The sequence below is a fragment of the Pseudarthrobacter sp. SSS035 genome, assembly GCF_023273875.1.
In the GTDB taxonomy this organism is placed as follows: domain Bacteria; phylum Actinomycetota; class Actinomycetes; order Actinomycetales; family Micrococcaceae; genus Arthrobacter.
Genome location: NZ_CP096882.1, coordinates 3455165 through 3475988, shown reverse-complemented (window position 1 = coordinate 3475988; position 20824 = coordinate 3455165). Strand labels below are relative to the sequence as shown.

Sequence of the window (20824 nt, the reverse complement as noted above, 5' to 3'; positions counted from 1 at the left end):
TTGGACTGTGACCAACTTGGAAGTGGCTCCGCAACAGGAACTTTGTCCGCCCGCAGGCCCTGAGGGGACGTCCGGCCCGTGCCTGCAGCTCTGGCCTGAACGGGAGGTTCCGCTGGGCGGCGTGCGGGCCATGAACGTCCGGCGCACACTCCCGCAGCGCGGCCTGCCCACTATCGGCGCCTGGTGCTTCCTGGACAGTTTCGGCCCGGACCGCATCGCCATGTCCGTACTCCCCCACCCGCACACGGGGCTGCAGACGGTCACCTGGCCGCTTGCGGGGAACATCCGGCACCGGGACAGCGTGGGCAGCGATGTTGTGGTCCGGCCAGGTGAGCTGAACATCATGACCGCCGGGCACGGGGTGTCCCACTCCGAGTTCGCCGTCCTGCCAGATTCCGATGCGGGTCCCGACGCCGGCGCGCCGCTGCCCGTGCAGCGCGGCCTGCAGCTCTGGGTAGCATTGCCGGACTCGGAACGCCGCCGCGAGCCCGCGTTCGAGCAGCACCGGGAACTGCCCTCCGTGACCGGGCAAGGTTTCACTGCGACGGTGATGGTGGGCGAATTCGCCGGGGCGGTGTCACCGGCCACGATGTACTCCCCCATCGTCGGAGCAGACATCTCCTGCGACGGCCGGGCCGTCCTGCCGCTGAACGCTCACTTTGAGCATGCCGTCCTGGTGCTCGACGGCGGGCTGACGCTGGACGGGCAGGAGGTCCCGCCCGGGCCGCTGGGCTACCTGGGCGCGGGACGTACGACGCTGGAGTTCCAGGCCCGGCCCGGCACACGGTTCCTCCTGATCGGCGGGGAGCCGTTCCAGGAGGAACTGCTGATGTGGTGGAACTTCGTGGGCCGCACGCACGACGAAGTGGAGCAGGCCCGTGCGGACTGGGAAGCCCAGGCCGCACTGCCTGACGCTGCTGCCCGCGGAGCCCGCTACGGGCTGGTTGAAGGGCACGGCCCGGATGCGGGCGCCGAAGCCGGACGCATCCCCGCCCCCATCATGCCGGCCGTCAGGCTGACACCCCGGAAGCGGTCAGTGGGCCCCTGACGCTTCCGAGACCAGCTTCAGGACGCCAAACACAGGGTCTTGGTCCAGGACACGGACATCGGAGACGCCGGCGGCGGCCAGGTGGCTCCGGAAAGAGTCCTGCAGCGGAATCACGTTCATGCCCAGTCCGCTGCCGAGAATTACCGGGCCGTCAATTCCAAGCTTCCGCAGGGCCTGCGCAGCCAGGCCGGCAAGATCCTTGCCGGCCTGGTCCAGCAGCTCCTGGCTGACCGTGTGGCCCGCCGCTGCCGCGTCCACCACCAGGCGTGCCTGCTGGGCCCAGTACCGGCGGCCGGTGTCCGGGGAATGGAAGAGCGCAATCAGCCTGTTGGGGTGGTCCACTCCGCACGCGGCAATCAGCGCAGCAGTCAGCTCGTCCGCCGGGAGTCCCTGGTTCATCCTGCTCAGGCTGTGCCGGACCGCCTCACGGCCGAGCCAGTAGCCGCTGCCTTCATCCCCAAGCAGGTAGCCCCAGCCGCCGGCCCGGGCCTCGTCGCCAGCGGCATTCCGTCCCCAGGCCGCAGAGCCGGTTCCCGCGATCACGGCCACACCGCTACTGGCGCCGCCCGCGGCCAGCAGCAGCCGTGAATCGTGGACCACAGTGACTTTGGCTCCCGGAACATGGGGTTCGATCAGCGCTGCAAGGGCTGCGGCGTCGTCGTCGGTGTCAATGCCACCGGCCCCGGCATACACCTGGGCCACCTGGCCGCCGCCGATCCGGGAGAAGAGATCCGCGAGGTTCAGTGCAGCCTGCTCGCGGCTGACGTTCTGGACGTTGGAACTGCCGGCGGACTCGTCGGCCACGGCAACCCCGTCCTCAAACCTGACGCCGCGGGTTTTCGTGCCGCCGATGTCCAGGCCGATGATGACCCCCGCGAGGGGACCCGGGGCGGCCGGGGACGCGGCGCCGCCCAGCGGGTGGTGTCCGGAAGTTGTGGTCTGGGGGTGTTCGCTGTCAGTCACGTCCCCCAGCCTACTGAAACGATGGCGGCGAATCGCTGCCACGCCGCGGGACGCCGTCGTGTCCCAACACCGCGCCGCCTATCCCCTGCCTGAACGGGCGGCCACGAGGCCCGCCAGCAATAGCGGGCCCTCCTGCAGGACCATCTCCCGGAAGAAGCGGACAGGATCGGGCTCGGCGTCGGGGCCGGGTTTCCGGCTGCGCCAGCCCAGCCCGATTTCGCGGAACGCCAGGCCCGACTCCAGGGCAAGTTCAACCCAGCCCAGGTTGCCGGTTTCCGGGCTGATGTGGCGCCCCGGGGCATTGCCGCCGGGCGGCAGGATGCTGACGCCAAGTCCCGCGGCGACCAACCCGCGGGCGGTGTGGGTGTCCTGGCTTTCGAAGGCGATCCGCGGCCGGAAGCCTGCCTCGCGGAACAAGGCATCCGTCAGTGACCGCATGCCGTACCCCGGCTCCAGCGCGACGAAGGGGTCCCGGCGGATGTCCTGGATCCTGACGGTGTCCCGTCCGGCCAGCGGGTGCCCGTGGTGAACCACCAACCGGAGGGGCTCACGGTAGAGCGACGCCGACAAGATGGTGCTGCTTGCCGCCGGAACTGGGGCTGTCAGTGCCAGGTCCGCCTGGCCGGAGGCGAGTTCCGCCAGGCAGGTGTCCCGCGCCCCCTGGCTGAGGATGAAGCCGGCCTCCGGGTGGCGGCTGCGGAAGGCACTGATGAGCAGGGGCAAGGTGGCCTCCCCGAACGTGTGCTGAAAGGACAGCGACACCTTCCCCCGCACCACGTCCGACTCGTGCCGGACCAGGTCCAGTCCGGCCTGGAATTCGGTCAGGGCCGACTCGATGTACGGCAGCAGCGTCCGGGCGGCCGCTGTGAGGCGGATGCCCCGCCCGTCCCGGATCAGCAATTCTGTTCCGACGACGGCGCTGGCCCGGGACAGCGCCCGGCTCACCGTTGACTGGGGTACTCCCAGGAGCTCAGCCGTTTCGGTGACGTGCTGGGTCCGGCCCAGTTCAGCCAGGATGGGGAGCAGCGGCAGGAGCTTCACCAGCTGTTTGTGGTCCGTGTGCATGGGCTCCGCCCTTCAAACGTTGCATTCTTGATATCAATCGTAGCCAAAAGATGCATTGGAAGCATATATTTGAGCGGCCTACCCTTGAGCTATGCCACAGAATGCCGCAGCCCCCGGAACCTTCAGTCCAGCGCAGGATCACTGGGCGGGACATCCCAAAGGCTCCGCTGCCTACAACAAGATTCTGGCCGGCCTGGCCTTCGCAGGCGTGGCAACGTTCGCCCAGCTCTACTCCACCCAGGCGGTCTTGCCGCTCCTGGCGGCAGACCTGAAGGTCACTGCGGCAGAGGCCGCGTTGACCATTTCGCTGGCCACCGTGGGCCTGGCCATCACCGTCATTCCGTGGTCCTTCCTCGCGGACAGGATCGGCAGGGTCAAGGCCATGGCTTGGGGCATCTCCGCCGCCACTATCCTGGGCTTGCTGGTACCGCTCGCCCCCACTTTCGGCGCCCTGCTTGCCTTGCGGCTGCTGGAAGGCATGGCGCTGGGCGGGATCCCGGCCATCGCCATCGCCTACCTGAACGAGGAAGTGAACAGGGCGCATGCGGCCATGGCCGCAGGCAGCTACGTTGCCGGAACAACGCTGGGCGGGCTGGCCGGCCGGCTCGTGGCAGGCCCGGCAGGTGAGCTGTGGGGCTGGCGCACAGCCGCACTGGCCGTTTCCCTCCTGGCAACAGTGGCCGCGGTACTCTTCCTGGTTCTGGTACCGCAGGCGAAGGGATTCACCGCCGCCAAAGCCGCCGGGCTGCGCGGTGCCATGGCGACGCTCGGCGGCCATGTGCACAATCCCCGCCTACTGGCGCTCTACATCCAGGCCTTCCTGATGATGGGCGGGTTTGTGGCCGTCTACAACTACCTCGGCTTCCGGCTGTCCGCTGAGCCGTTCACGCTGCCTGCCACCCTGATCAGCCTGATCTTCCTGGCGTACCTTTCCGGAACGTTCTCTTCCCGCTGGGCCGGCGGGTTGACGGCCAGGTTTGGCCGCAGGAATGTGCTGCTAGCCGGCATTGTCCTGATGGTGGCCGGGCTGGCGCTGACGCTTACGCAGCTGCTCGCCCTGATCCTTGCCGGCCTGGTGATCTTCACCGGCGGCTTCTTCGCCGCCCACAGCATCGGCGCAGGCTGGACCGCAAGCATCGCCACCACCGGCCGCGCCCAGGCATCCTCGCTCTACAACCTGGCGTATTACCTGGGCTCGAGCGTCATCGGCTGGGCGGGCGGACTGGTCTTCCAGTCCCTGGGCTGGACGGCGCTTGCCGTGGCAATCATGGCCCTGGCGTGCATCACGGCGGTGACAGTCGCCGTCGTACATCCCCGGGGGAACGACGAAACCGCACGGGCCGCCACACAAGGGCAGGCGGAAGCCGCGCGGCCGTAGAACTATCCGCCATTAAATGGCACGTGTGTCTGGCGATTGTTCGGCAGGGAAGGTTGCGTTCCGGGGTGATCAACAGGAATCCGGCGTCTAGGATGAACTGACGGACATTCAAGGAGATTCCATGAGCAGCAACCCAAAAAGCATCCGGCCGGCCAGCCACTTTGAGCCGCTGGATGCCATTGATGAACGGCTTCTGGCCGCCTTGGTGGACGATGCACGGATCTCCAACAAGCAGTTGGCAGAACTTGTGGGCATTGCACCGTCCACCGCGCTCATGCGGACCCGCGCTTTGTCCGAACGTGGCATTGTCCAAGGATTTGAGGCGAAGCTCAGCCTCTCGGCCATCGGCAGGTCCGTCCAGGCGCTTGTGGCAGTCCGGTTGCGGGCCCACGACAGAGACCAGATCGACCGCTTTACAGCCCGTGTTCCGCACCTGCCCGCGGTCCTCTCCACTTTCCACACGTCAGGCTCCGTGGATTACCTGCTGCACATCGCCGTTGCCAGCACCGAGGACCTGCGGGACTGGGTCCTGGACAATCTCGCCACCGACCCCGTGGTGGGCCACACCGAGACCACCCTCGTCTTTGAGCACATCCAGGGGAACCACGGCCCGCTGCCGGACTAGGCTGTCCGCCGCTGCAGGGCCGTCCGAAGCGTGACGGCGGACAGCGCCAGTGCGGCGGCGCTGCACAGCACCACGAAGCCCGCGACCGCCGTCGGCAGCCCGAACACCGCGGTGGCCCAGCCCAGCCCGATGACCGGCACGGCGCTGCCCAGGTACGTGATGACATAAACGGTGCTGATGACCTGGGCGTGCTGTGACGATTCCACCTTGGCGGCCACATCATTAAAAACCGTCCGGAAGGCGACCCCCTGGCCCAGCCCCGCGCAGACGCTGGCGGCGGCGAGCAGCAGCGGACTGCTCCAGGCGGCCGCGGCAGCCAGGAGCAGCACCGAGGCGCCCAGGACCGCCAGGCCCGCGGGCACCACAAAGCGGCCCCGCACGGACAGCACCTGGCTCAGCGCGGAGGCGGCGAGCGTCATCCCGGCCAGGGCGCCGATCAACGGCCGTGAATCGGTCTGAAGGATCGGGGCGAAGTAGGCCGGTGCCAGCGACAGGCAAAATCCAAAGACGGAGAAGCTGAGGAAGCCGACGGCGGCCGCAAGCCAGAAAGCGCCCCTCGCCTCGGTGGATACCGAAGGCCGGCGGGGAGCCAGGACCAGGACGGGCCGCCGGCCGACCGGAGGCTTGATGGCCGGCCGGGCCTGAAGCAGGTACAGCGGCACGAGCATTGCCGCCAGGACGAGCGAGTGAACATAGTACGGGGCCGTGGTGGGCCCGGGCAGCAGCGACAGCAGGCCGCCGATGACGGGACCGGCTGCCACGCCTCCCGCCGTCGCCAGCAGGGTGAAACGGGTGGCCCACTCCGGCCGGGTCGGGAGCAGTTCCCGCAGTGCGGCGGCGCTGGCACCCGTGGCCAGGGCAACGGCCACACCCTGAAGGGCCCGTCCGGCAGAGAGCGCCACCAGGTTTTCGGCCTGCGAGAAGACCCAGCTGCCCGCCAGTCCGGCGAGTACAGCCAGGATGAGCGCCGCCCGCCGGCCGATGTGGTCCGACCAGTGCCCGGCCAGCATCAGCGTTGCCACCAGGGCCAGGACATAGCTGGCAAAGGCCGCCGTGACGCCAAGTGCCGAGAGGCCAAGGTTTGCCTGGAGCAGCGTATACAGGGGCGTGGCCAGGTTCGCACCGACCAACAAGGTGAAGATGACGGCGCCGGCCATCACCAGCCGTGCGGTGGTGGATGCATCCCAGCCCTGGCGCCCGGCGGTGGCCGGACGCATGCGGAGTTCATTGAAGACTGTCATTGGCGCTGCCTTGGCGTCGACCGGGGAGGGAGGTCCTTGTGGGAGGCCGCCCCGGGGGAAATTGATACCTAAAGAATGCTTCATTGCTGACTGATTCGACGTTTGTTAGTGGAATACTTGATCAAAATCCGCAAATTCCGGTATGTCCAATAACTGAAAGTGACAGTTTGCCTACCCTTGACCCCACTGACCTGAAGATCCTGCTCGAACTCATCCACGATCCCCGCATCCAGATCGGCGAGTTGGCCGAGGCGCTGGGGATTGCGCGCAACACAGCGCAGTCGCGGGTCCGGCGCCTGCTCCGGGCCGGGGTGCTGCACGACGGCGGCCGCGAGATCGACCTCGAGGCCGTGGGGTACGACGTCGTCGCCTTCGTCACGATCGAAGTGACACACCGGGAGCTGGACGGAGTCGTGGGCGCCCTCCGGCTGCTCCCCCAGGTCCTGGAAGTCCATGAGATCTCGGGGCGAGGTGACGTGTGGTGCCGTGTGGTGGCCACCGATACGCACAACCTGCAGTCCGCCCTCCGCCAGATCCTCCGCATCAAGGGCGTCATCCGGACCGAAACTGTCCTGGCTCTCCACACCCATATTCCTTACCGGACCGAACCCCTGATCAGGCGCCTCGCACAGGCCGTGCCCGGTACCCCAACACGGCCCAAGCAATTGACCGGGCGCGGCGGCGGGCCCGCCGAAGGCAGTTAGGATTCGAGCATGGATTGGCTTTCGCATATTTCACAGATCAACTGGTTCGCCGTGGCGCTGGCCTTCATTTCGAGCATGGCCATCGGCTTCGTCTGGTACCTGCCGGCCGTGCTGGGTAAGCGGTGGATGGCCGCCATCGGAAAGACTGAAGAGGACCTCAAGAACATCAGCGGCGGCGCGGGAATCTGGGTTCCCATGATGTTCACCGCTGCCCTGACCGCCGTCCTGCTGGCCGTCCTGATCAGCAAACTGGGCCTGGACAACGCCGCGGCGGGCGGCGGGTTCGCCCTGGTGCTCGCGCTGGTGTTCCGCGCCGGCGGGCACGTCATCCATAACGGCTTCGCCGGCCGGCCGACGACGGTCACCCTGATCGATTCCGGACACGATCTGCTCGCCATGACGGTGGCCGGTGCGATCATCGGGGCAATGTCCTGACGTGACCATCATCGACAATGCCGTCTACGTGGACGGCGTACGCAGCGCGGAACCCGAGAGCCTGGAACAGACTTTCGAAACCCTCGCCGAGCACGGGGGCATGGCCTGGATCGGGTTGTACCGGCCCACGGCGGCGGAAATGACGGCCGTTGCCACCGAATTCGGGCTGCACGCCCTGGCGGTGGAGGACGCCATCTCGGCGCACCAGCGGCCCAAGCTTGAACGCTACGAGGACAACCTCTTTACGGTGCTCCGCCCGGCGCGGTACCTGGACGCCACCGAGACCGTGGAGTTCGGCGAGCTGCACATCTTCACCGGCCGGAATTTTGTGGTCACCATCCGCCACGCCGAAATGGCCGGCGTTGCCCGGGTCAGGCGGCGCCTGGAAGGCCGACCCGACCTGCTCCGGCACGGCCCGGAAGCCGTTCTCTACGCGCTGCTGGACCTGGTGGTGGACGACTACGCACCGGTAGTGGCCGGGCTGGAAAACGACATTGACGAGATCGAGGACCAGCTCTTCAGCGGGGACAGCACCGTCTCCCGCCGCATCTATGAACTGGCCCGCGAAGTCATCCAGTTCCAGCGCGCCATCCATCCCCTGCCGGACATGATGCAGCAGCTCAAGCGTGGCTTTGAAAAGTACGGCGTGGACTCTGAACTGCAGCACAGCCTGCGGGACGTGGAGGACCATGTGGAGCGGGTCATCTCGCGCGCCGATTCATTCCGTGATCTGTTGCAGAACGCCCTCACGCTGGACGGAACGCTGACCGCCAACCGGCAGAATGAGGCCAGCGCCAAACAGAACGAACAGGTGAAGAAGATCTCCTCCTGGGCGGCGATCTTCTTTGCACCGTCCTTCGTAGCAGGGGTCTACGGAATGAACTTCGACCACATGCCCGAACTCCACTGGGTCATTGGCTACCCGATGGCTATCGCGCTGATGGCGGGCACCGCAGGCCTGATGTACGCCATTTTCAAGAGGAAAGGCTGGCTGTAGGCCCGCGGCCGCGGGCCCCCGGGCTCCGCCGGGCCTCAGGCGACGTGGAGTTCCACACTCCCGTGACCTGAGTCTGCAGCGCTGAATACCAGCCGGCGGTTGGCAATCTTGTCGGTGAAGAAGCGGTCGTGGCTGACCACCACCACTGCTCCCGGGAAATGCAGCAGGGCACGCTCCATAACCTGGGTGCTGGAGAGGTCCAGGTGGTTGGTGGGCTCATCCAGCAGCAGCACCGAAGCACCCGAGAGCAGGCATTGGGCCATGGCCACGCGGGCACGCTGGCCGCCTGAGAGGTTGCCGATCTTCTGCTTCAGATCAGCTTCGGAGAACTGGAACATGGCAAGGAACCTGTTCACCGACTTCTTCGTCGCAGTCAGGGCCAGGCTGTCAGGCATCGCGTTGACCGCATGGGTGACCGTGTCGTCGTCGTCCAGTTCCTCCAGCACCTGGTTGTAGGAGACCATTCCGGCGCCCTTGGCCCAGGCCACGCTGCCAGAATCGGCCGGCTCTTCGCCGGTGAGCGCCCTGAGCAACGTGGTCTTGCCGCTGCCGTTGGATCCGACGACGGCGATGCGGTTACCGCGCCCGATCTCGAAACTGAGGCCGCTGAACAGCGTCCGGCCGCCGTAGGCCTTGCTCAGGGACTCCACCCGGCACAGGACATCCTTGACGTACAGGCCGCCGTATATCTCCGTGATGATCTGGTCCACGGGCCGGGGCGCCCGGGACTTCTTGATCCTGGCCAGCTGGTTTGCCAGTCCCTTGCCTGCCGCCTTGGCCGCTTCCCGCCGGTCGGAGATGCCTTCGGCCTCGAAGGCCAGCAGCTCGGACTCGTGAACGAACTGGCTCTCCAGGCTCTTGAGCTTGAACTGCTTCGCCACCACGTATTCGGCGAAGTTGCCCGGGTATTCGTGGAGGTGGAAGTTCTCCACTTCGATGATCCGGGTGACAACGGAGTCCAGGAACTTCCGGTCGTGCGAGACGATGATCGCAGCGCCTTTGAAGGTCCGGAACCAGCCTTCCAGCCATTCGACGCCGGCCACGTCAAGGTAGTTGGTGGGTTCATCAAGCAGGAGGACATCCGGGGCTTCCAGCAGGATCTTTGCCAGCGCTGCCCGGTTCCGCCAGCCGCCGGAGAGTTCATCGATGGCGCAGGTGCGGTGGTGGTCGCTGAAGCCGAGGGTGGTGAGCACTTTGTCGATGCTGCGCTGGTAGTCCCAGCCATCCAGCCTGTCCATCGCCTCAAAGAGTTCGGACTGGCGGTGGATCAGTTCATCCAGCCGTGCTGCGTCCGAGGAGTCGGCGGCGATGGCCGCGTCGATGCCTGCGAGCTCGGCTTCGATCTCCTTCACATGGGCGAACAGCCCGTCCAGGACCTCCGCGATGGTGGATTCGCCGTTCAGCTCCGAGAACTGGGAGAAGTAGGCGGCCTTGGTTCCGAGCTCGACGGCGACGGTCCCGGAATCAGGAGCCACCTGGCCCTGGATCAGCTTCAGGATGGTGGACTTGCCCGAACCGTTCTTGCCGATCAGGCCGACCCTGTCCCCGGCTTCAAGCTTGAAAAAGGCTTCGCGGAGAACCTGGGTTTTGTCAAAGCTCACGTTGACGTCGTTCAGCCGGATCAAACTCATTGATGGTGTCCAATCCAGTGCTAGCTAGCTGCGGGCCTGCGAAACACAGTTCTGGCCAGACAGATGATGTGTGGAGCTAAGGAGATTCGAACTCCTGACCTCTTCGATGCGAACGAAGCGCTCTACCAACTGAGCTATAGCCCCGGAACAGTCTGGGTCCCTGGGAAGGAACGGCGGTACCGGTGACCTTAGGCTACAAATTTTCGTCCCGCATTGCGAATTGACACTCCGCGCCCGGACTGATGGGCGGTTGGGTCTGCTTCGGGCGAACCCGGTGAGGTATCAGGCGCGGCGGCGCTGCAGGACGTCGTCGAGGTTGCTCAGGGCGCTCTGCGCCTTGGTGAGGGGTTTGGCGGCGGGCGCGCCGGGCGCGGCTGCGGGAACGCCCTGCTTCAGGGACGGCTTACCGACGGCTTTGGGCGCCTCGGGAAGGTCAAGCGGCTGGGGCGCCGGACGCTCGGCCTTGGCAGCCTCAACGTACACCGGCCTTGGCACGTCCACCGGTTCCCAGGTTGTGACGGCCGGCGCCAGCGAAGCGGCGGCGGCGCTGGCATCTCCGGCGGCTACCGCAACAGCCAGTGCGGCTTCCCGGAGCTCCATCGCGGTAAGGGGCTTAGGCTTCGGCTTGGGCTGGTGGGCCTCTGCATCAAAGAGCCGGCTTTCCAGCCGGGCTGCCGGACGCGCCGCGGTGTCCGTGGCGATAGATCCCTGACGCCGCACGGGGGCACTCATCGCTGAGCGGAACGCGGCGTTCACCTTTGCTTTGCGGTCCCGAACTGCCAGGGAGCGGAGCAGGGCCACAGACGCAACCGTAACTGCAAGGCCGGTGACCGGCAGCAGGGCGCTTCCGATTCCGAACGGCAGGAGAACACCCGAAACAAACGCGGTCAGCAACGCCAGGACACCAACGAGGGCGATCCCTGTCCTGCCATAGCGGATCCGGAACGTACCGCGCGTCGTCGCATTGCGGGACGTTTCCGTGGCGGTTTCGGGGCTCTTCCTGATCTCCATGGCTTTCTCCTGCTGGGCGGCGATGTTCAATACCGTCCCGGCTCTCGGGTCCGATGATTCAATGGCTGGCACTTCCGAAAGGAAGTCGCCAGCGGCCTGGGCCTGGTGCCGGCGGTTCCGCAGAACGTAGGGCGCAACCCATACGATCCAGAGCACAACGGCAACCACAAGGATCACTGAGCTGCTTAGGGGGAAGTCCACAATCAAAACCGTATGAGCATTAGGGCAGCCGCCCCCGCATTAGCCACGGTGTGTCGCCGGCAACGTGGCAATTCATTGGATTTATGACCTTGGGAGTACCCATGGCCGGTTCAGGTCCGGCGGGTCAGGACCGGGACGCGAGCCACGGGGCGAGCAGCCCCTCCGGGACCTCGTCAGCGGTCAGCGCGAAGGACCGGTGGTCCGCCCACTCCCCGTTGATGTGAAGGAAGCGTGGACGGTAGCCTTCGTCGCGGAATCCCAGCTTCTCAACCACGCGCAGGCTGGGGCCATTCTCGGGCCGGATGTTGATTTCCATCCGGTGCAGGCCCAGGGCTTGGAAACAATGGTCAGTGGCCATGGCCACCGCCGTGGGTGCGATGCCGTGACCCGCGCGCGACTGGTCAACCCAGTACCCCAGTGTCGCCATCATGGCCGAACCCCACACAATCGAGGACACAGTCAGCTGGCCAACGATGACCGGGGCGGCCAACCTGGGTGTGCGCTCAGTGATCAGGAACGGCAGGGCCGTCCCCTGGGCGGCCTGGATCTTCAAGGACCGCACCATCTGCCGGTAATCAGGCAGCGCACCTCCGGGTGCCGGGTTGGATGCTTCCCAGGGCGCCAGCCACTCGCTGTTGCGCCCCCGGACGTGGGTCCATTCCTTCTTGTCCCGGTACCGGATGGGGCGCAGGAGCAGGTCGCCGCATTCGAGTGTTACGGGCCAGATGGGTCCGGGGCGCACGGCAGCTATTTAGCGAGGCTGGCCGTGAAGCCCGGCAGCCACTCCCGCAGGCCGGGGCCGAGGTCGTCGCTGTCAATGGCGAGCTGCACGCAGGCCTTGAGGTAGCTGAGCTTGTCACCGGTGTCGTAGCGGCGGCCGCGGAAGACCACGCCGTAAACTCCGTAGCCGTCACCTTCGCCGGCTGCCAGTTCCTGCAGGGCGTCGGTCAGCTGGATTTCCCCGCCCCTGCCGGGGCCGGTGTGCTCGAGTACATCAAAAACTGCGGGGTGGAGGACGTAGCGGCCGATGACGGCCAGGTTTGAGGGCGCCTCGTCCACGCTGGGCTTTTCGACGAGCTTGTTGATCCTGACGTAGTCTTCACCGGCGATCTCCTGCACGTCGGCACATCCGTAGGCACTGATCTGGGAGGGTTCCACCTCAATGAGGGCCACCACCGATCCGCCGGTCTTGGACTGGACTTCGATCATGGTGCTGAGGAGTTCGTCCCGGGCATCGATCAGGTCATCGCCGAGGAGCACGGCAAACGGTTCGTTGCCGACGTGCTGCTTTGCACGCAGTACTGCGTGGCCCAGGCCGTTGGGGTCACCCTGGCGGACGTAGTGGATGTCACCGAGGTTGCTGGCTGCCTGGATAGACTCAAGCTTCGCCAGATCGCCCTTGGCTTCCAGGGTGTCCTCCAACGAAGGAACCCTGTCGAAGTGGTCCTCCAGGGCACGCTTGTTGCGTCCCGTGATCATCAGGATGTCGTTAAGGCCAACATTGACAGCCTCTTCAACCACGTACTGGATGGCCGGCTTGTCCACAACCGGGAGCATTTCCTTGGGCATGGCTTTTGTGGCCGGCAGGAACCTGGTGCCGAGTCCGGCAGCGGGAATAACGGCCTTGCGTACTGTCTGCTGAGTGGTAGTCACTGGACTAATCTAACGGAGGGGCTGACCATTCAGTAATTATTGGTGGCTCCTGAGCCGGCGCGGCGCAGACGCTGCAACGGCCACCCTAACGGCAGAGAAGGAGCGGCATGTCCCAAGGAAGCAGCGAAGCCAAGGCGGACATCCGCGCACAGCATCGTGCGCGCCGCGCCGCGACGGAACCCACGCAACGGGACGCGGCGGGCGCCGCTTTGGCCGTCCACGGCGTTGCTTGGGCTGAACAGCTCACCGGTGGGACGCCGTCGACCTTTTGTGCCTACCTGGGCGTGGCCCCAGAGCCGCCTACGCTGCCCCTGATCAGCGAACTCCAGCGCCGCGGCCACACCATCCTGCTCCCTGTCTGTGAACCCGGCCGCAGGCTGAGCTGGACGTACTGGACCCCCGGCGTCGAGTTTGTCCGCAGCCGCTATGCACCGGTGCTGGAACCTGCTGGACCTCGCCTTGACCTCGGCATCATGGCGTCCGTTGCTGCCCTCTTCATCCCCGCCACGGCCGTGGACAGGGACGGCAACCGCATCGGCCAGGGCGGCGGCTACTACGACGTTCTGCTGGGGTCCCTCGCCGGGGACGGCCTTGAGATCCCGTTTGCTGCCGTCGTCTTCGAATCCGAGCTGCTTCCGGCCGGAAGCATTCCCGCCGAAGACTTCGACCGGAGGGTTCCGGCCGCGCTCACACCCTCAGGTTTGATCCGGCTGCCGGACCCGGCCTGAGGGAGGGCTACTTTCCGAGGGTGATAGAATTGGCACTCAGGCCCTGCGACTGCTAATGGACGGTTTCCGCTCAACGCAGTACAGGACCTCTCGTTTGCCCCCGAGGAGGATCACCAGTGCCCACTTATGCTTACGCCTGCAAGGATTGCGGCCACGCCTTCGACGTTTTCCAGTCGTTTACCGACAGCACCCTGACTGCATGCCCGGAGTGCCAGGGCGCCTTGCGCAAGAAGTTCAACAGCGTGGGTGTGGTCTTCAAGGGCTCCGGTTTCTACCGGACCGACTCCCGGGATGCCAAGGGAAGCACCGTTTCGGCTGCCCCTGCCGCGGCCGCACCGGCGCCGGCCCCTGCCACCGCCGCTGCCGCCAGCTGACTTCCGGTCTAAAAAGACGTACGACGCCGGCGGCACCGTTGTCCACATAGGCACCTTCGCTTCTGTCGGACGTGGTTGCCGGTACGTAGCGTGGTCCGTATGCCCGCTACCCTCTTTCGTTCCAGCCGCGGATCCGCCCCGCCGGGACGCCCGGCCCGCCGCCCGCTCCCGTCAGCACGCACCCAGGGCGCGCCCGGCCACAGGCTGTTGTCCTGGCTGGGCCGGAACCGGCGCCTCGCAATAGCGCTCCTGCTCTGCCTTGCTGCCGGGATCACGGTCCATCAGCTCACTCCCCCGCCCGCCGATACGGTCTCGGTGTTGGCGGCGGCGCGGGATCTCCCCGCAGGCACGGCCCTGACAGCCACGGACCTGACGGCAGTCAAGATCCCGCCGGGGATGCTCACTTCCGGGTCGATGTCCGACACCAGTGACGCTGCGGGAAAGCAACTGGCAGCCCCATTGCGGACGGGCCAACTGGTGACGGACTCCCTGCTGCTGGGTCCCGGCCTCCTGACCGGAACGCCACCGGGGTCCGCAGCCGTGCCCTTGAGGATGGCCGATCCCTCCTCCATCCAGCTGGTATCGCCCGGGCAACTGGTCAACGTGGTCCTGACCGGGGCGAACGGCTACGACCAGCAATCCCCCTCAGAAGTGCTGGCTTCATCCGTTCCCGTCCTGTGGACGTCAGGACAAGGCGGCAAGACTGGTCAGTGGTTGGGCACCGGCGAAACCGACGGGCTGATCGTCGTGGCAGCAGCCCCGGAGCAGGCTGCCCGGCTGGCGGGGGCCTCCACACAGGGCAAGCTGTTCTTCGTCCTGGTGGGTCCCCAGGGCGGTGCCGGGTGACGCCGCTGCAGCCAGGAGGTCAGCCCCAGTGCGGCGGCTTGTTTTCCTTCAGCCATGCGTCGTGATCGTTGTCAGGGCCATCGCCCCAGCGCTTCGGGTCATCCTCCGCAGCCTTGTTGGGCAGGATGCCCGTGGCCCCAGGCAGCTGGCGCTCCGGCACAGCCGCGTTCCCGTTTCGTGCGGCGTCCGCCTGGTCGTTACCGTGCGTATCTGCCTGATCGGCGTTCCGTGGGGTCACAACAACCGCCTCCTCACTGGCCAGGCGTCCGGCCTGGTCGTCGTTCCTGTCGTTTCCTTCGCTCGCAAGCGCGAGCGGGTCCATGTCCTCGTCAAAGAACCCACCCGAGGCCGTGCCGCGTCCGGGCGGCAGGACATTCTCAAGGCCCAGGTAACCCGCGATCCGGTCCGCACAGGCGGACGGGTCCGTGAAGACTTCGATGGTCCACAGCGGCAGGTACCGCCAGCCCATCCGTTCCAGCAACTGCGGACGGAGCCGGCTCCGCTCACGGACACTCATGGTGCGGTACTGCTCCGTGCCATCCGATTCGATGGCCACCGGCCGCGGAATCTCGGCGTCGTCCTGACCCATGGTGCTGAGCGGGTCTGCTGCGGCCACCACGTCAATCACGCCGTCGTACTGGTGCCAGACGCGGGCACCGCGGGCACGCAGCCGGTCACCAAGATCGGCGACGAGGGGATCGGCCCCAAGCGCCTGCTCACTGGCGGCGGCACGCGAGGCCGGAGTTCCGAGATCAGTCTTTCCCGCAATCTCACGGTTCAGGAGCTCATAGAAGTCCACCGCGCCGTAGGACAGCCGCGTGTGATCGAGGTCTTCGGGCTGGAAACACGTCAGCACGTGGAGCGAACGGCGGGCACGGGTCATGGCCAAAGCGAATTTTTCCCGCCCGCCCTCAGCGGACAGTGGTCCGAAGTTGTGCAGTGCCCGGCCGTGCGGAGTACGGCCGAAACCGGGCGAGAAGATCACGTGGTCACGGACCAGGCCCTGCGCCCGCTCAAGGTCAACCACCCGGAACGACTCGGACCCGGCGCTGAAGTAGCTGGCCAGCCCCGGGTGGTTCGGCAGCTGAAGACGGATGGACTCACCGATCCGGGCAGCATGGCGCAGGCTGGCGGTGACCACTGCCAGCGACGTGCGCGGCCGTGTCCGGGCGTGCTCAAAGACCAGCTGCACCACCCGGTTAACCTCGGCCACTACGGATTCGACGCCTTCGTGGTCGGCACTGGGCAATCCGGTGCCGTCGGGAAGGTACTCCACCAGGAGCGCCCTATCCAGGCCCGTGGCGGACTGTCCCTCGGGGAGCCTGCGGAGGGCGCCGTCGTACGAGTTCTTGCTCAGCTGCAGGACCAGGTCCTCGTCAACCGCGCGGTAGACAAAATTCATCCGCCAGACAGGCAGGATGGCAGACAGCGCCGAAAACGCGCTTTCGACGCGTTGGTGGGCCGCTTCACCGGCGGCCAGCCGCTCAACACCCACGGTGAACGTCCGGGGGCTGGCAATCTTGGCATCACCGAAAGCGATGACCTGCCTGGCGCGTGCGATGGCGGGCAGGACGGCCTGCAGCGACGTCGCTTCGGCGTCCAGGATGACCACGGCGTCGAAGCGCTGTTCGGCCGGCAGGAGCCCGGTCATGAGGTAAGGGCTGACTGACCAGACCGGCACCAGCATGGGGACCAGCTCGGCGGCCTGGGCCGTCAGCGCGGCGAGGGTAACCCGGCCGTCCTTGAGCAGGCTCCTGAGGAGTTGGGCCTGGCGCGGGTGTTCCGCAAGCGCGGCCCGCCACCGTTCGGACAGGTCCCAGCGCAGGCGCGCCGCGCCGCTGGCAATATGGGCGTTGTCCGCGAGCCGGTATTCGGCCTCAAGCTGCCGGAGTGCGTCTCCGTCAGACATGGCCAGGTAATCGTCGCCGCTGATCATCGCTTCCAGCGCGGACTGCCACCAGGCCAGCTCAAGCTCGGCTGCGACGGACTCTGCGGGAACCTCCCGCTCCGCAAGATCTGCGAGGAGCTCCCCCAGGCCGTGCTCGCGCATGTTTTCCACAAGCAGCGTGCGCTCGGGCAGCGTTTTCAGCGTGTGGGTGTCGGCCACGAGCCGCTCCAGCCGCTCCATGAGTTCCTCATAGGGGGCCGTGGCCAGCGAACCGCCGGCCTGCGTGTGCCGGAGGGCTTCCCCCAGCTGGGTCAGCTCCCGGTCCAGGGACCGGTACATCACGTTCATTTCGGCAAGGCCCGAGGGGACGGCCGGATGGCGCTGCGAGGTGGCGTAGCCGGACCAGAGGGCACGCTGGTCCTGCACCAGCACCAGCGAGCTGTGGAGATCGGTGATGTGGACGCCCGGACGGACGTACTCCTTCGCGACGCGGCGCAGGCGGGAACGCTGCATTGAGGCCATGTCGACATTCCGCTCCCGGCGCCAGGCGGAGGACGCCGTGGCGGAGATGAGGTCGTTGACCGGCCTGTCGAAGATGTCCGGTGTGAACTTGTCGAGGCTTTCGCGGACAGCCATGAGGAGTTCGAGCTGCTCTCCCCACTCCGAGAAGGACGTGCCAAGCCGGATTTCGGCATGTTCGGCCACGCTGTTCATCCGGTCGCGCAGGACAGGAAGGTTCCTGGCCACTGACCGGGCGAGTTCCTGGGCCTCCTCGGTCTCCTTGCGGGTGAGCAGCCGGGCGCCGTGCCACGGGCTGGTAGTGGAGGCGCGGCTGAAGCTGCCAAGCTCCGCAGCGCGGCGAAGCCTCCCGGCGAGCTCGTTGCGGTCGCGGATGCTGTCCAGCACACTGCGCTTGAGCCGCACGGTGGTGGCGGGGGCGGGGTGGATGGAGGTCAGCTCGGCCAGTGATTGCATGGCCTGATACGGCGAGCAGCCCCAGCGCTGGCGCACGTTATGCAGGGACGCTACGTGGTCCATCAGGGCGTGCCGGTGCTCGGTGAGGGTCCGGTGGAGGTTCCCCAGCTGCGGTTCGAGTGACTTCTCGTTCCGTACGATGGCCCGCACGAGCTGGGCCTTGAGCTGCTGGGGTGTGGCTGTGCCGGAGAGCTGGAACAGGATGGATTCAAGTCCAAGCGATTCCAGTTGTGCCGATACTTCATTCAGGCTGGCCCGGCGGTCACCCACCACCAGGACTGACCGCCCAGCGTCCACCAGTGCACCGATGGTGTTGATGGCCGTCTGGGTCTGTCCCGTGCCCGGCGGGCTGCTAACCACCAGCGAGTCTCCTGCGCGGGCGGCATCAATGACGTACTGCTGGTCCGGATCGGCGTCGAGGAGGAGGAGTTCGTCGTCCGGGTGGCGCGCGTCCACGCTCGGGAAGCGGGAGGGGTCCGGCGCAGGTACATCAATGACTTCACCGCTGGCCGCCTTGGCCAGGGCGGCGACCAGCGGGTTGCCCTCATTGATCCAGGGATCGTCCAGGTTGCCGGAGAGGTCCGCAAAAGTGGACACCAGCAAATTGTGCTGGGCCTCGGCGCCATGGATGGGCCGGATGAGGGTTGCGAGCTTATCCAGGACAGGTTGGGGATCGAAGCGTGCGGTGCTGTACGCGAGGCGAGTCACGGCGTTGACGTCAAAAACAATGCCATGGATGGTCTTCAGGTGCCGGACCAGGGCCGGGTTGATGTTGGCCTGCTCGGTGAGCTGCAGTTCGTAGTCGTCCTCACCCGGGCGGACCGTGAGCGAGATTGCGGTGAGCATCACCGGCGCGGAAACCCGCTGGGGTTTGCCGCCAACAGCGGAGGTCCACACAACGGTGCCTGCGGAAAGGTAACCGGCATCTATGCCACGGTCATTACCGAGTTCGAAGATTTTCGAGCGGATGTTCCGCGATGCCCGGGCCGCGACGACGTACTGCTGGTGGTCGCGGATGAGTGTGGACAACCGTGTGCGGCGGCCGGCCATGAGCTGGGCCAGACCGGACGGGTGCGCATGGGTCAGGTCAATGGACCCTTCGGGGGTCTTGGTGAAACGCAGCATGGTGTCTGCCCCGGTGACGGGTTTAAGCCCGGACAGCCATTTTCCGAGCTCCTCAGAACCCTCCGCGTGGCCTTGACCAACTGACACTACTGCCTTCTTTTCTGCGTTTGCACGTGACGCCCTGGACCATACCGGCATACTTTCGAGCGTAGCCGCAAAGGAGCCGGGATGAGAGACCGCAACACTGGATCAGGCCAAATTGCGGCGGATTTCAACGGATGACAGCAATGGCCGGCCTCCGCTGACGGAGACCGGCCACTCACACTGTTATTCCCACTCGATGGTTCCCGGCGGCTTGCTGGTCACGTCCAGCACCACGCGGTTGACGCCTTCCACCTCGTTAGTGATCCGGTTCGAAATCCGGGCCAGGAGATCGTACGGCAGGCGGGACCAGTCCGCCGTCATGGCGTCCTCCGACGAAACGGGGCGGAGCACAATCGGGTGGCCGTAAGTGCGGCCGTCACCCATGACGCCCACACTGCGGACGTCGGCCAGCAGGACCACAGGCATCTGCCACACCTCGTTGTCCAGCCCGGCCGCGGTCAGCTCGGCACGCGCGATGGCGTCCGCCTTGCGGAGCAGGTTCAGTCGCTCCTGGGTGATGTCGCCGACGATGCGGATTCCCAGGCCGGGGCCGGGGAACGGCTGGCGGCCGACGATTTCCTGCGGCAGGCCCAGCTGGGCGCCCACGGCACGGACCTCGTCCTTGAACAGTGCCCGGAGCGGTTCCACCAGTTCGAACTGCAGGTCCTCGGGAAGGCCGCCGACATTGTGATGGCTTTTGATGTTCGCAGCACCTTCGCCGCCGCCGGATTCGACGACGTCCGGGTACAGCGTGCCCTGGACCAGGAACTTGATCTTCTCGCCATGGGCCGCGGCCTCGGCGATGATGGCCAGCTCAGCCTCTTCAAACGCGCGGATGAACTCGCGGCCGATGATCTTGCGCTTGGTTTCCGGATCGCTGACGCCGGCCAGGGCGGACAGGAAGCGCTCCTGCTCGTTGGCTACATACAGCTTGACGCCGGTGGCGGCCACGAAGTCGCGTTCCACCTGCTCGGCTTCGCCTTCGCGCAGCAGGCCGTGGTCCACAAAAACACAGGTCAGCTGGTCGCCGACGGCCCGCTGGACGAGCGCCGCTGCAACGGCGGAGTCAACGCCGCCGGAGAGCCCGCAGATAACGCGGGCGTCGCCGATCTGCTTACGGATCCGGTCCACTTGCTCCTCGAGGATGTTCCCCGTGGTCCAGTTGGGCTCCAGCTTGGCGCCCTTGAACAGGAAGTTTTCCAGCACCTGCTGGCCATAGGCCGAGTGCTTGACCTCGGGGTGCCACTGCACGCCGTAGAGGGCCTTCTCTTCGTTGGCGAAGGCAGCCACTTCAGCGCCGGCCGTCGTCGCCAGCACTTCGAAGCCTTCGGGTGCCTCATGCACGGAGTCGCCGTGGCTCATCCAGGTGTTCTGGTCCTGCGGCATCCCTTCGAGGACGGAGCGGCCCTCGCCGAGGATGGTGGTCTGGGTGGAGCCGTACTCGCGCAGGCCGGTCTTGTCGACCTTGCCGCCCAGGGCGTTGGCCATGGCCTGGAAGCCGTAGCAGATGCCGAAGACCGGGATTCCGGCCTCAAAGAGGTCGGCGCCGACGGAGGGTGCCCCGTCCGCGTAAACGCTGGAGGGGCCACCGGAAAGGATGATGGCGGCGGGGTCCTTGGCCAGGAGCTGCTCGGTGGTGAAGGTATGCGGAACCACTTCCGAATACACATTCGCTTCCCGGACGCGGCGGGCAATCAGCTGCGCGTACTGGGCACCGTAGTCAACAACCAGCACCGGCTTCTGGGAAGTCTGGGATGCAGTGGGAGTAGTCACCGTACTAGCCTACTTTGCAGCGTCGCTCCCCCGCACATTCAGGACCGTGGGTGTGACGCAGTGAACGTCCGACGGCGGG

At 66.3% G+C, this 20824-nt stretch carries 18 protein-coding genes and 1 tRNA gene; 9 read left to right on the top strand and 10 right to left on the bottom strand.

Translation table 11 applies throughout. The features are described from left to right. Positions 1–7 precede the first annotated feature (7 nt). Positions 8–1048 carry a pirin family protein gene (locus tag MUN23_RS16085; protein WP_248759704.1) on the top strand — a complete coding sequence of 347 codons (1041 nt, stop codon included), beginning with the start codon at positions 8–10 and terminating at the stop codon, positions 1046–1048. On the opposite strand, the gene MUN23_RS16080 is transcribed toward MUN23_RS16085, so the two are convergent. Together MUN23_RS16080 and MUN23_RS16075 are read right to left on the bottom strand one after the other, a co-directional pair. Next, positions 1034–2011: an N-acetylglucosamine kinase gene (locus tag MUN23_RS16080; RefSeq protein WP_371875925.1), complete on the bottom strand. Its 978-nt coding sequence runs from the start codon at positions 2009–2011 to the stop codon at positions 1034–1036. The genes MUN23_RS16085 and MUN23_RS16080 overlap by 15 nt on opposite strands. Positions 2012–2089: 78 nt before the next feature. Continuing rightward, on the bottom strand, positions 2090–3076 hold the full coding sequence (locus tag MUN23_RS16075) for a LysR substrate-binding domain-containing protein (RefSeq protein ID WP_248759702.1): 987 nt from the start codon (positions 3074–3076) through the stop codon (positions 2090–2092). A 91-nt stretch (positions 3077–3167) separates the two neighbouring features. On the opposite strand from MUN23_RS16075, the gene MUN23_RS16070 reads away from it, so the two are divergent. Together MUN23_RS16070 and MUN23_RS16065 are read left to right on the top strand one after the other, a co-directional pair. Beyond that, positions 3168–4454 carry an MFS transporter gene (locus MUN23_RS16070; protein ID WP_248759701.1) on the top strand — a complete coding sequence of 429 codons (1287 nt, stop codon included), beginning with the start codon at positions 3168–3170 and terminating at the stop codon, positions 4452–4454. 121 nt (positions 4455–4575) lie between these two features. Beyond that, the gene (locus MUN23_RS16065) at positions 4576–5079 is read left to right on the top strand and encodes an Lrp/AsnC family transcriptional regulator (protein ID WP_056344094.1); all 504 of its coding nucleotides are present in this window, start codon (positions 4576–4578) and stop codon (positions 5077–5079) included. Here MUN23_RS16065 and MUN23_RS16060 read toward each other — a convergent pair. Then, a complete protein-coding gene (locus MUN23_RS16060) occupies positions 5076–6320 on the bottom strand; it encodes an MFS transporter (RefSeq protein WP_248759699.1) in 1245 nt (414 codons plus the stop codon). The two genes, MUN23_RS16065 and MUN23_RS16060, sit on opposite strands and share 4 nt — an antisense overlap. Before the next feature lie 167 nt (positions 6321–6487). On the opposite strand from MUN23_RS16060, the gene MUN23_RS16055 reads away from it, so the two are divergent. From MUN23_RS16055 to corA, 3 genes are read left to right on the top strand one after another with little or no spacing between them, the layout of a single operon-like run. Beyond that, the gene (locus MUN23_RS16055) at positions 6488–7024 is read left to right on the top strand and encodes an Lrp/AsnC family transcriptional regulator (RefSeq protein ID WP_248759697.1); all 537 of its coding nucleotides are present in this window, start codon (positions 6488–6490) and stop codon (positions 7022–7024) included. A 9-nt stretch (positions 7025–7033) separates the two neighbouring features. Next, positions 7034–7459, top strand: coding sequence for a DUF1761 domain-containing protein (locus MUN23_RS16050; protein WP_248759695.1), 426 nt, complete (start codon positions 7034–7036; stop codon positions 7457–7459). A 1-nt stretch (position 7460) separates the two neighbouring features. Further along, on the top strand, positions 7461–8456 hold the full coding sequence (corA, locus tag MUN23_RS16045; RefSeq protein WP_248759694.1) for a magnesium/cobalt transporter CorA: 996 nt from the start codon (positions 7461–7463) through the stop codon (positions 8454–8456). Between the two features lie 35 nt (positions 8457–8491). Here corA and MUN23_RS16040 read toward each other — a convergent pair whose 3' ends face one another. The 5 genes from MUN23_RS16040 to galU form a co-directional block, all read right to left on the bottom strand. Continuing rightward, complete coding sequence (locus MUN23_RS16040; protein ID WP_248759693.1) at positions 8492–10087, bottom strand: ABC-F family ATP-binding cassette domain-containing protein; 1596 nt, start codon at positions 10085–10087, stop codon at positions 8492–8494. A 71-nt stretch (positions 10088–10158) separates the two neighbouring features. Beyond that, a tRNA-Ala gene (locus tag MUN23_RS16035) sits at positions 10159–10231 on the bottom strand. Between the two features lie 138 nt (positions 10232–10369). Further along, the gene (locus MUN23_RS16030; RefSeq protein WP_248764109.1) at positions 10370–11275 is read right to left on the bottom strand and encodes a hypothetical protein; all 906 of its coding nucleotides are present in this window, start codon (positions 11273–11275) and stop codon (positions 10370–10372) included. 148 nt (positions 11276–11423) lie between these two features. Then, the gene (locus tag MUN23_RS16025) at positions 11424–12041 is read right to left on the bottom strand and encodes a GNAT family N-acetyltransferase (RefSeq protein WP_248759692.1); all 618 of its coding nucleotides are present in this window, start codon (positions 12039–12041) and stop codon (positions 11424–11426) included. A 5-nt stretch (positions 12042–12046) separates the two neighbouring features. Further along, the gene (gene galU, locus MUN23_RS16020; protein WP_248759691.1) at positions 12047–12952 is read right to left on the bottom strand and encodes a UTP--glucose-1-phosphate uridylyltransferase GalU; all 906 of its coding nucleotides are present in this window, start codon (positions 12950–12952) and stop codon (positions 12047–12049) included. A 107-nt stretch (positions 12953–13059) separates the two neighbouring features. Here galU and MUN23_RS16015 point away from each other — a divergent pair, with 107 nt between their 5' ends. From MUN23_RS16015 to cpaB, 3 genes are all read left to right on the top strand, one after another. Further along, positions 13060–13680, top strand: coding sequence for a 5-formyltetrahydrofolate cyclo-ligase (locus tag MUN23_RS16015; protein WP_248759690.1), 621 nt, complete (start codon positions 13060–13062; stop codon positions 13678–13680). Positions 13681–13796: 116 nt separating this feature from the next. Next, a complete protein-coding gene (locus MUN23_RS16010) occupies positions 13797–14054 on the top strand; it encodes an FmdB family zinc ribbon protein (RefSeq protein ID WP_248759688.1) in 258 nt (85 codons plus the stop codon). A 99-nt stretch (positions 14055–14153) separates the two neighbouring features. Continuing rightward, positions 14154–14900 (top strand): Flp pilus assembly protein CpaB, encoded by a 747-nt coding sequence (cpaB, locus tag MUN23_RS16005; protein WP_248759686.1) that lies wholly within the window; start codon positions 14154–14156, stop codon positions 14898–14900. Between the two features lie 19 nt (positions 14901–14919). Here the strand turns inward: cpaB and MUN23_RS16000 are convergent, their stop codons facing one another. Together MUN23_RS16000 and guaA are read right to left on the bottom strand one after the other, a co-directional pair. Further along, on the bottom strand, positions 14920–19026 hold the full coding sequence (locus tag MUN23_RS16000) for an AAA family ATPase (protein ID WP_248759684.1): 4107 nt from the start codon (positions 19024–19026) through the stop codon (positions 14920–14922). A 129-nt stretch (positions 19027–19155) separates the two neighbouring features. Further along, entirely contained in the window at positions 19156–20745 is a 1590-nt protein-coding gene (guaA, locus tag MUN23_RS15995) for a glutamine-hydrolyzing GMP synthase (protein WP_248759682.1), read from the bottom strand. Between the last annotated feature and the right edge of the window lie 79 nt (positions 20746–20824).

Coding starts and splice junctions, on each gene's coding strand:
- MUN23_RS16060 (WP_248759699.1), bottom strand. CDS start 6,320: ATGACAGTCTTCAATGAACTCCGCATGCGTCCGGCCACCGCCGGGCGC.
- MUN23_RS16000 (WP_248759684.1), bottom strand. CDS start 19,026: ATGCCGGTATGGTCCAGGGCGTCACGTGCAAACGCAGAAAAGAAGGCA.
- MUN23_RS16075 (WP_248759702.1), bottom strand. CDS start 3,076: ATGCACACGGACCACAAACAGCTGGTGAAGCTCCTGCCGCTGCTCCCC.
- cpaB (WP_248759686.1), top strand. CDS start 14,154: ATGCCCGCTACCCTCTTTCGTTCCAGCCGCGGATCCGCCCCGCCGGGA.
- MUN23_RS16040 (WP_248759693.1), bottom strand. CDS start 10,087: ATGAGTTTGATCCGGCTGAACGACGTCAACGTGAGCTTTGACAAAACC.
- MUN23_RS16065 (WP_056344094.1), top strand. CDS start 4,576: ATGAGCAGCAACCCAAAAAGCATCCGGCCGGCCAGCCACTTTGAGCCG.
- MUN23_RS16050 (WP_248759695.1), top strand. CDS start 7,034: ATGGATTGGCTTTCGCATATTTCACAGATCAACTGGTTCGCCGTGGCG.
- MUN23_RS16015 (WP_248759690.1), top strand. CDS start 13,060: ATGTCCCAAGGAAGCAGCGAAGCCAAGGCGGACATCCGCGCACAGCAT.
- MUN23_RS16070 (WP_248759701.1), top strand. CDS start 3,168: ATGCCACAGAATGCCGCAGCCCCCGGAACCTTCAGTCCAGCGCAGGAT.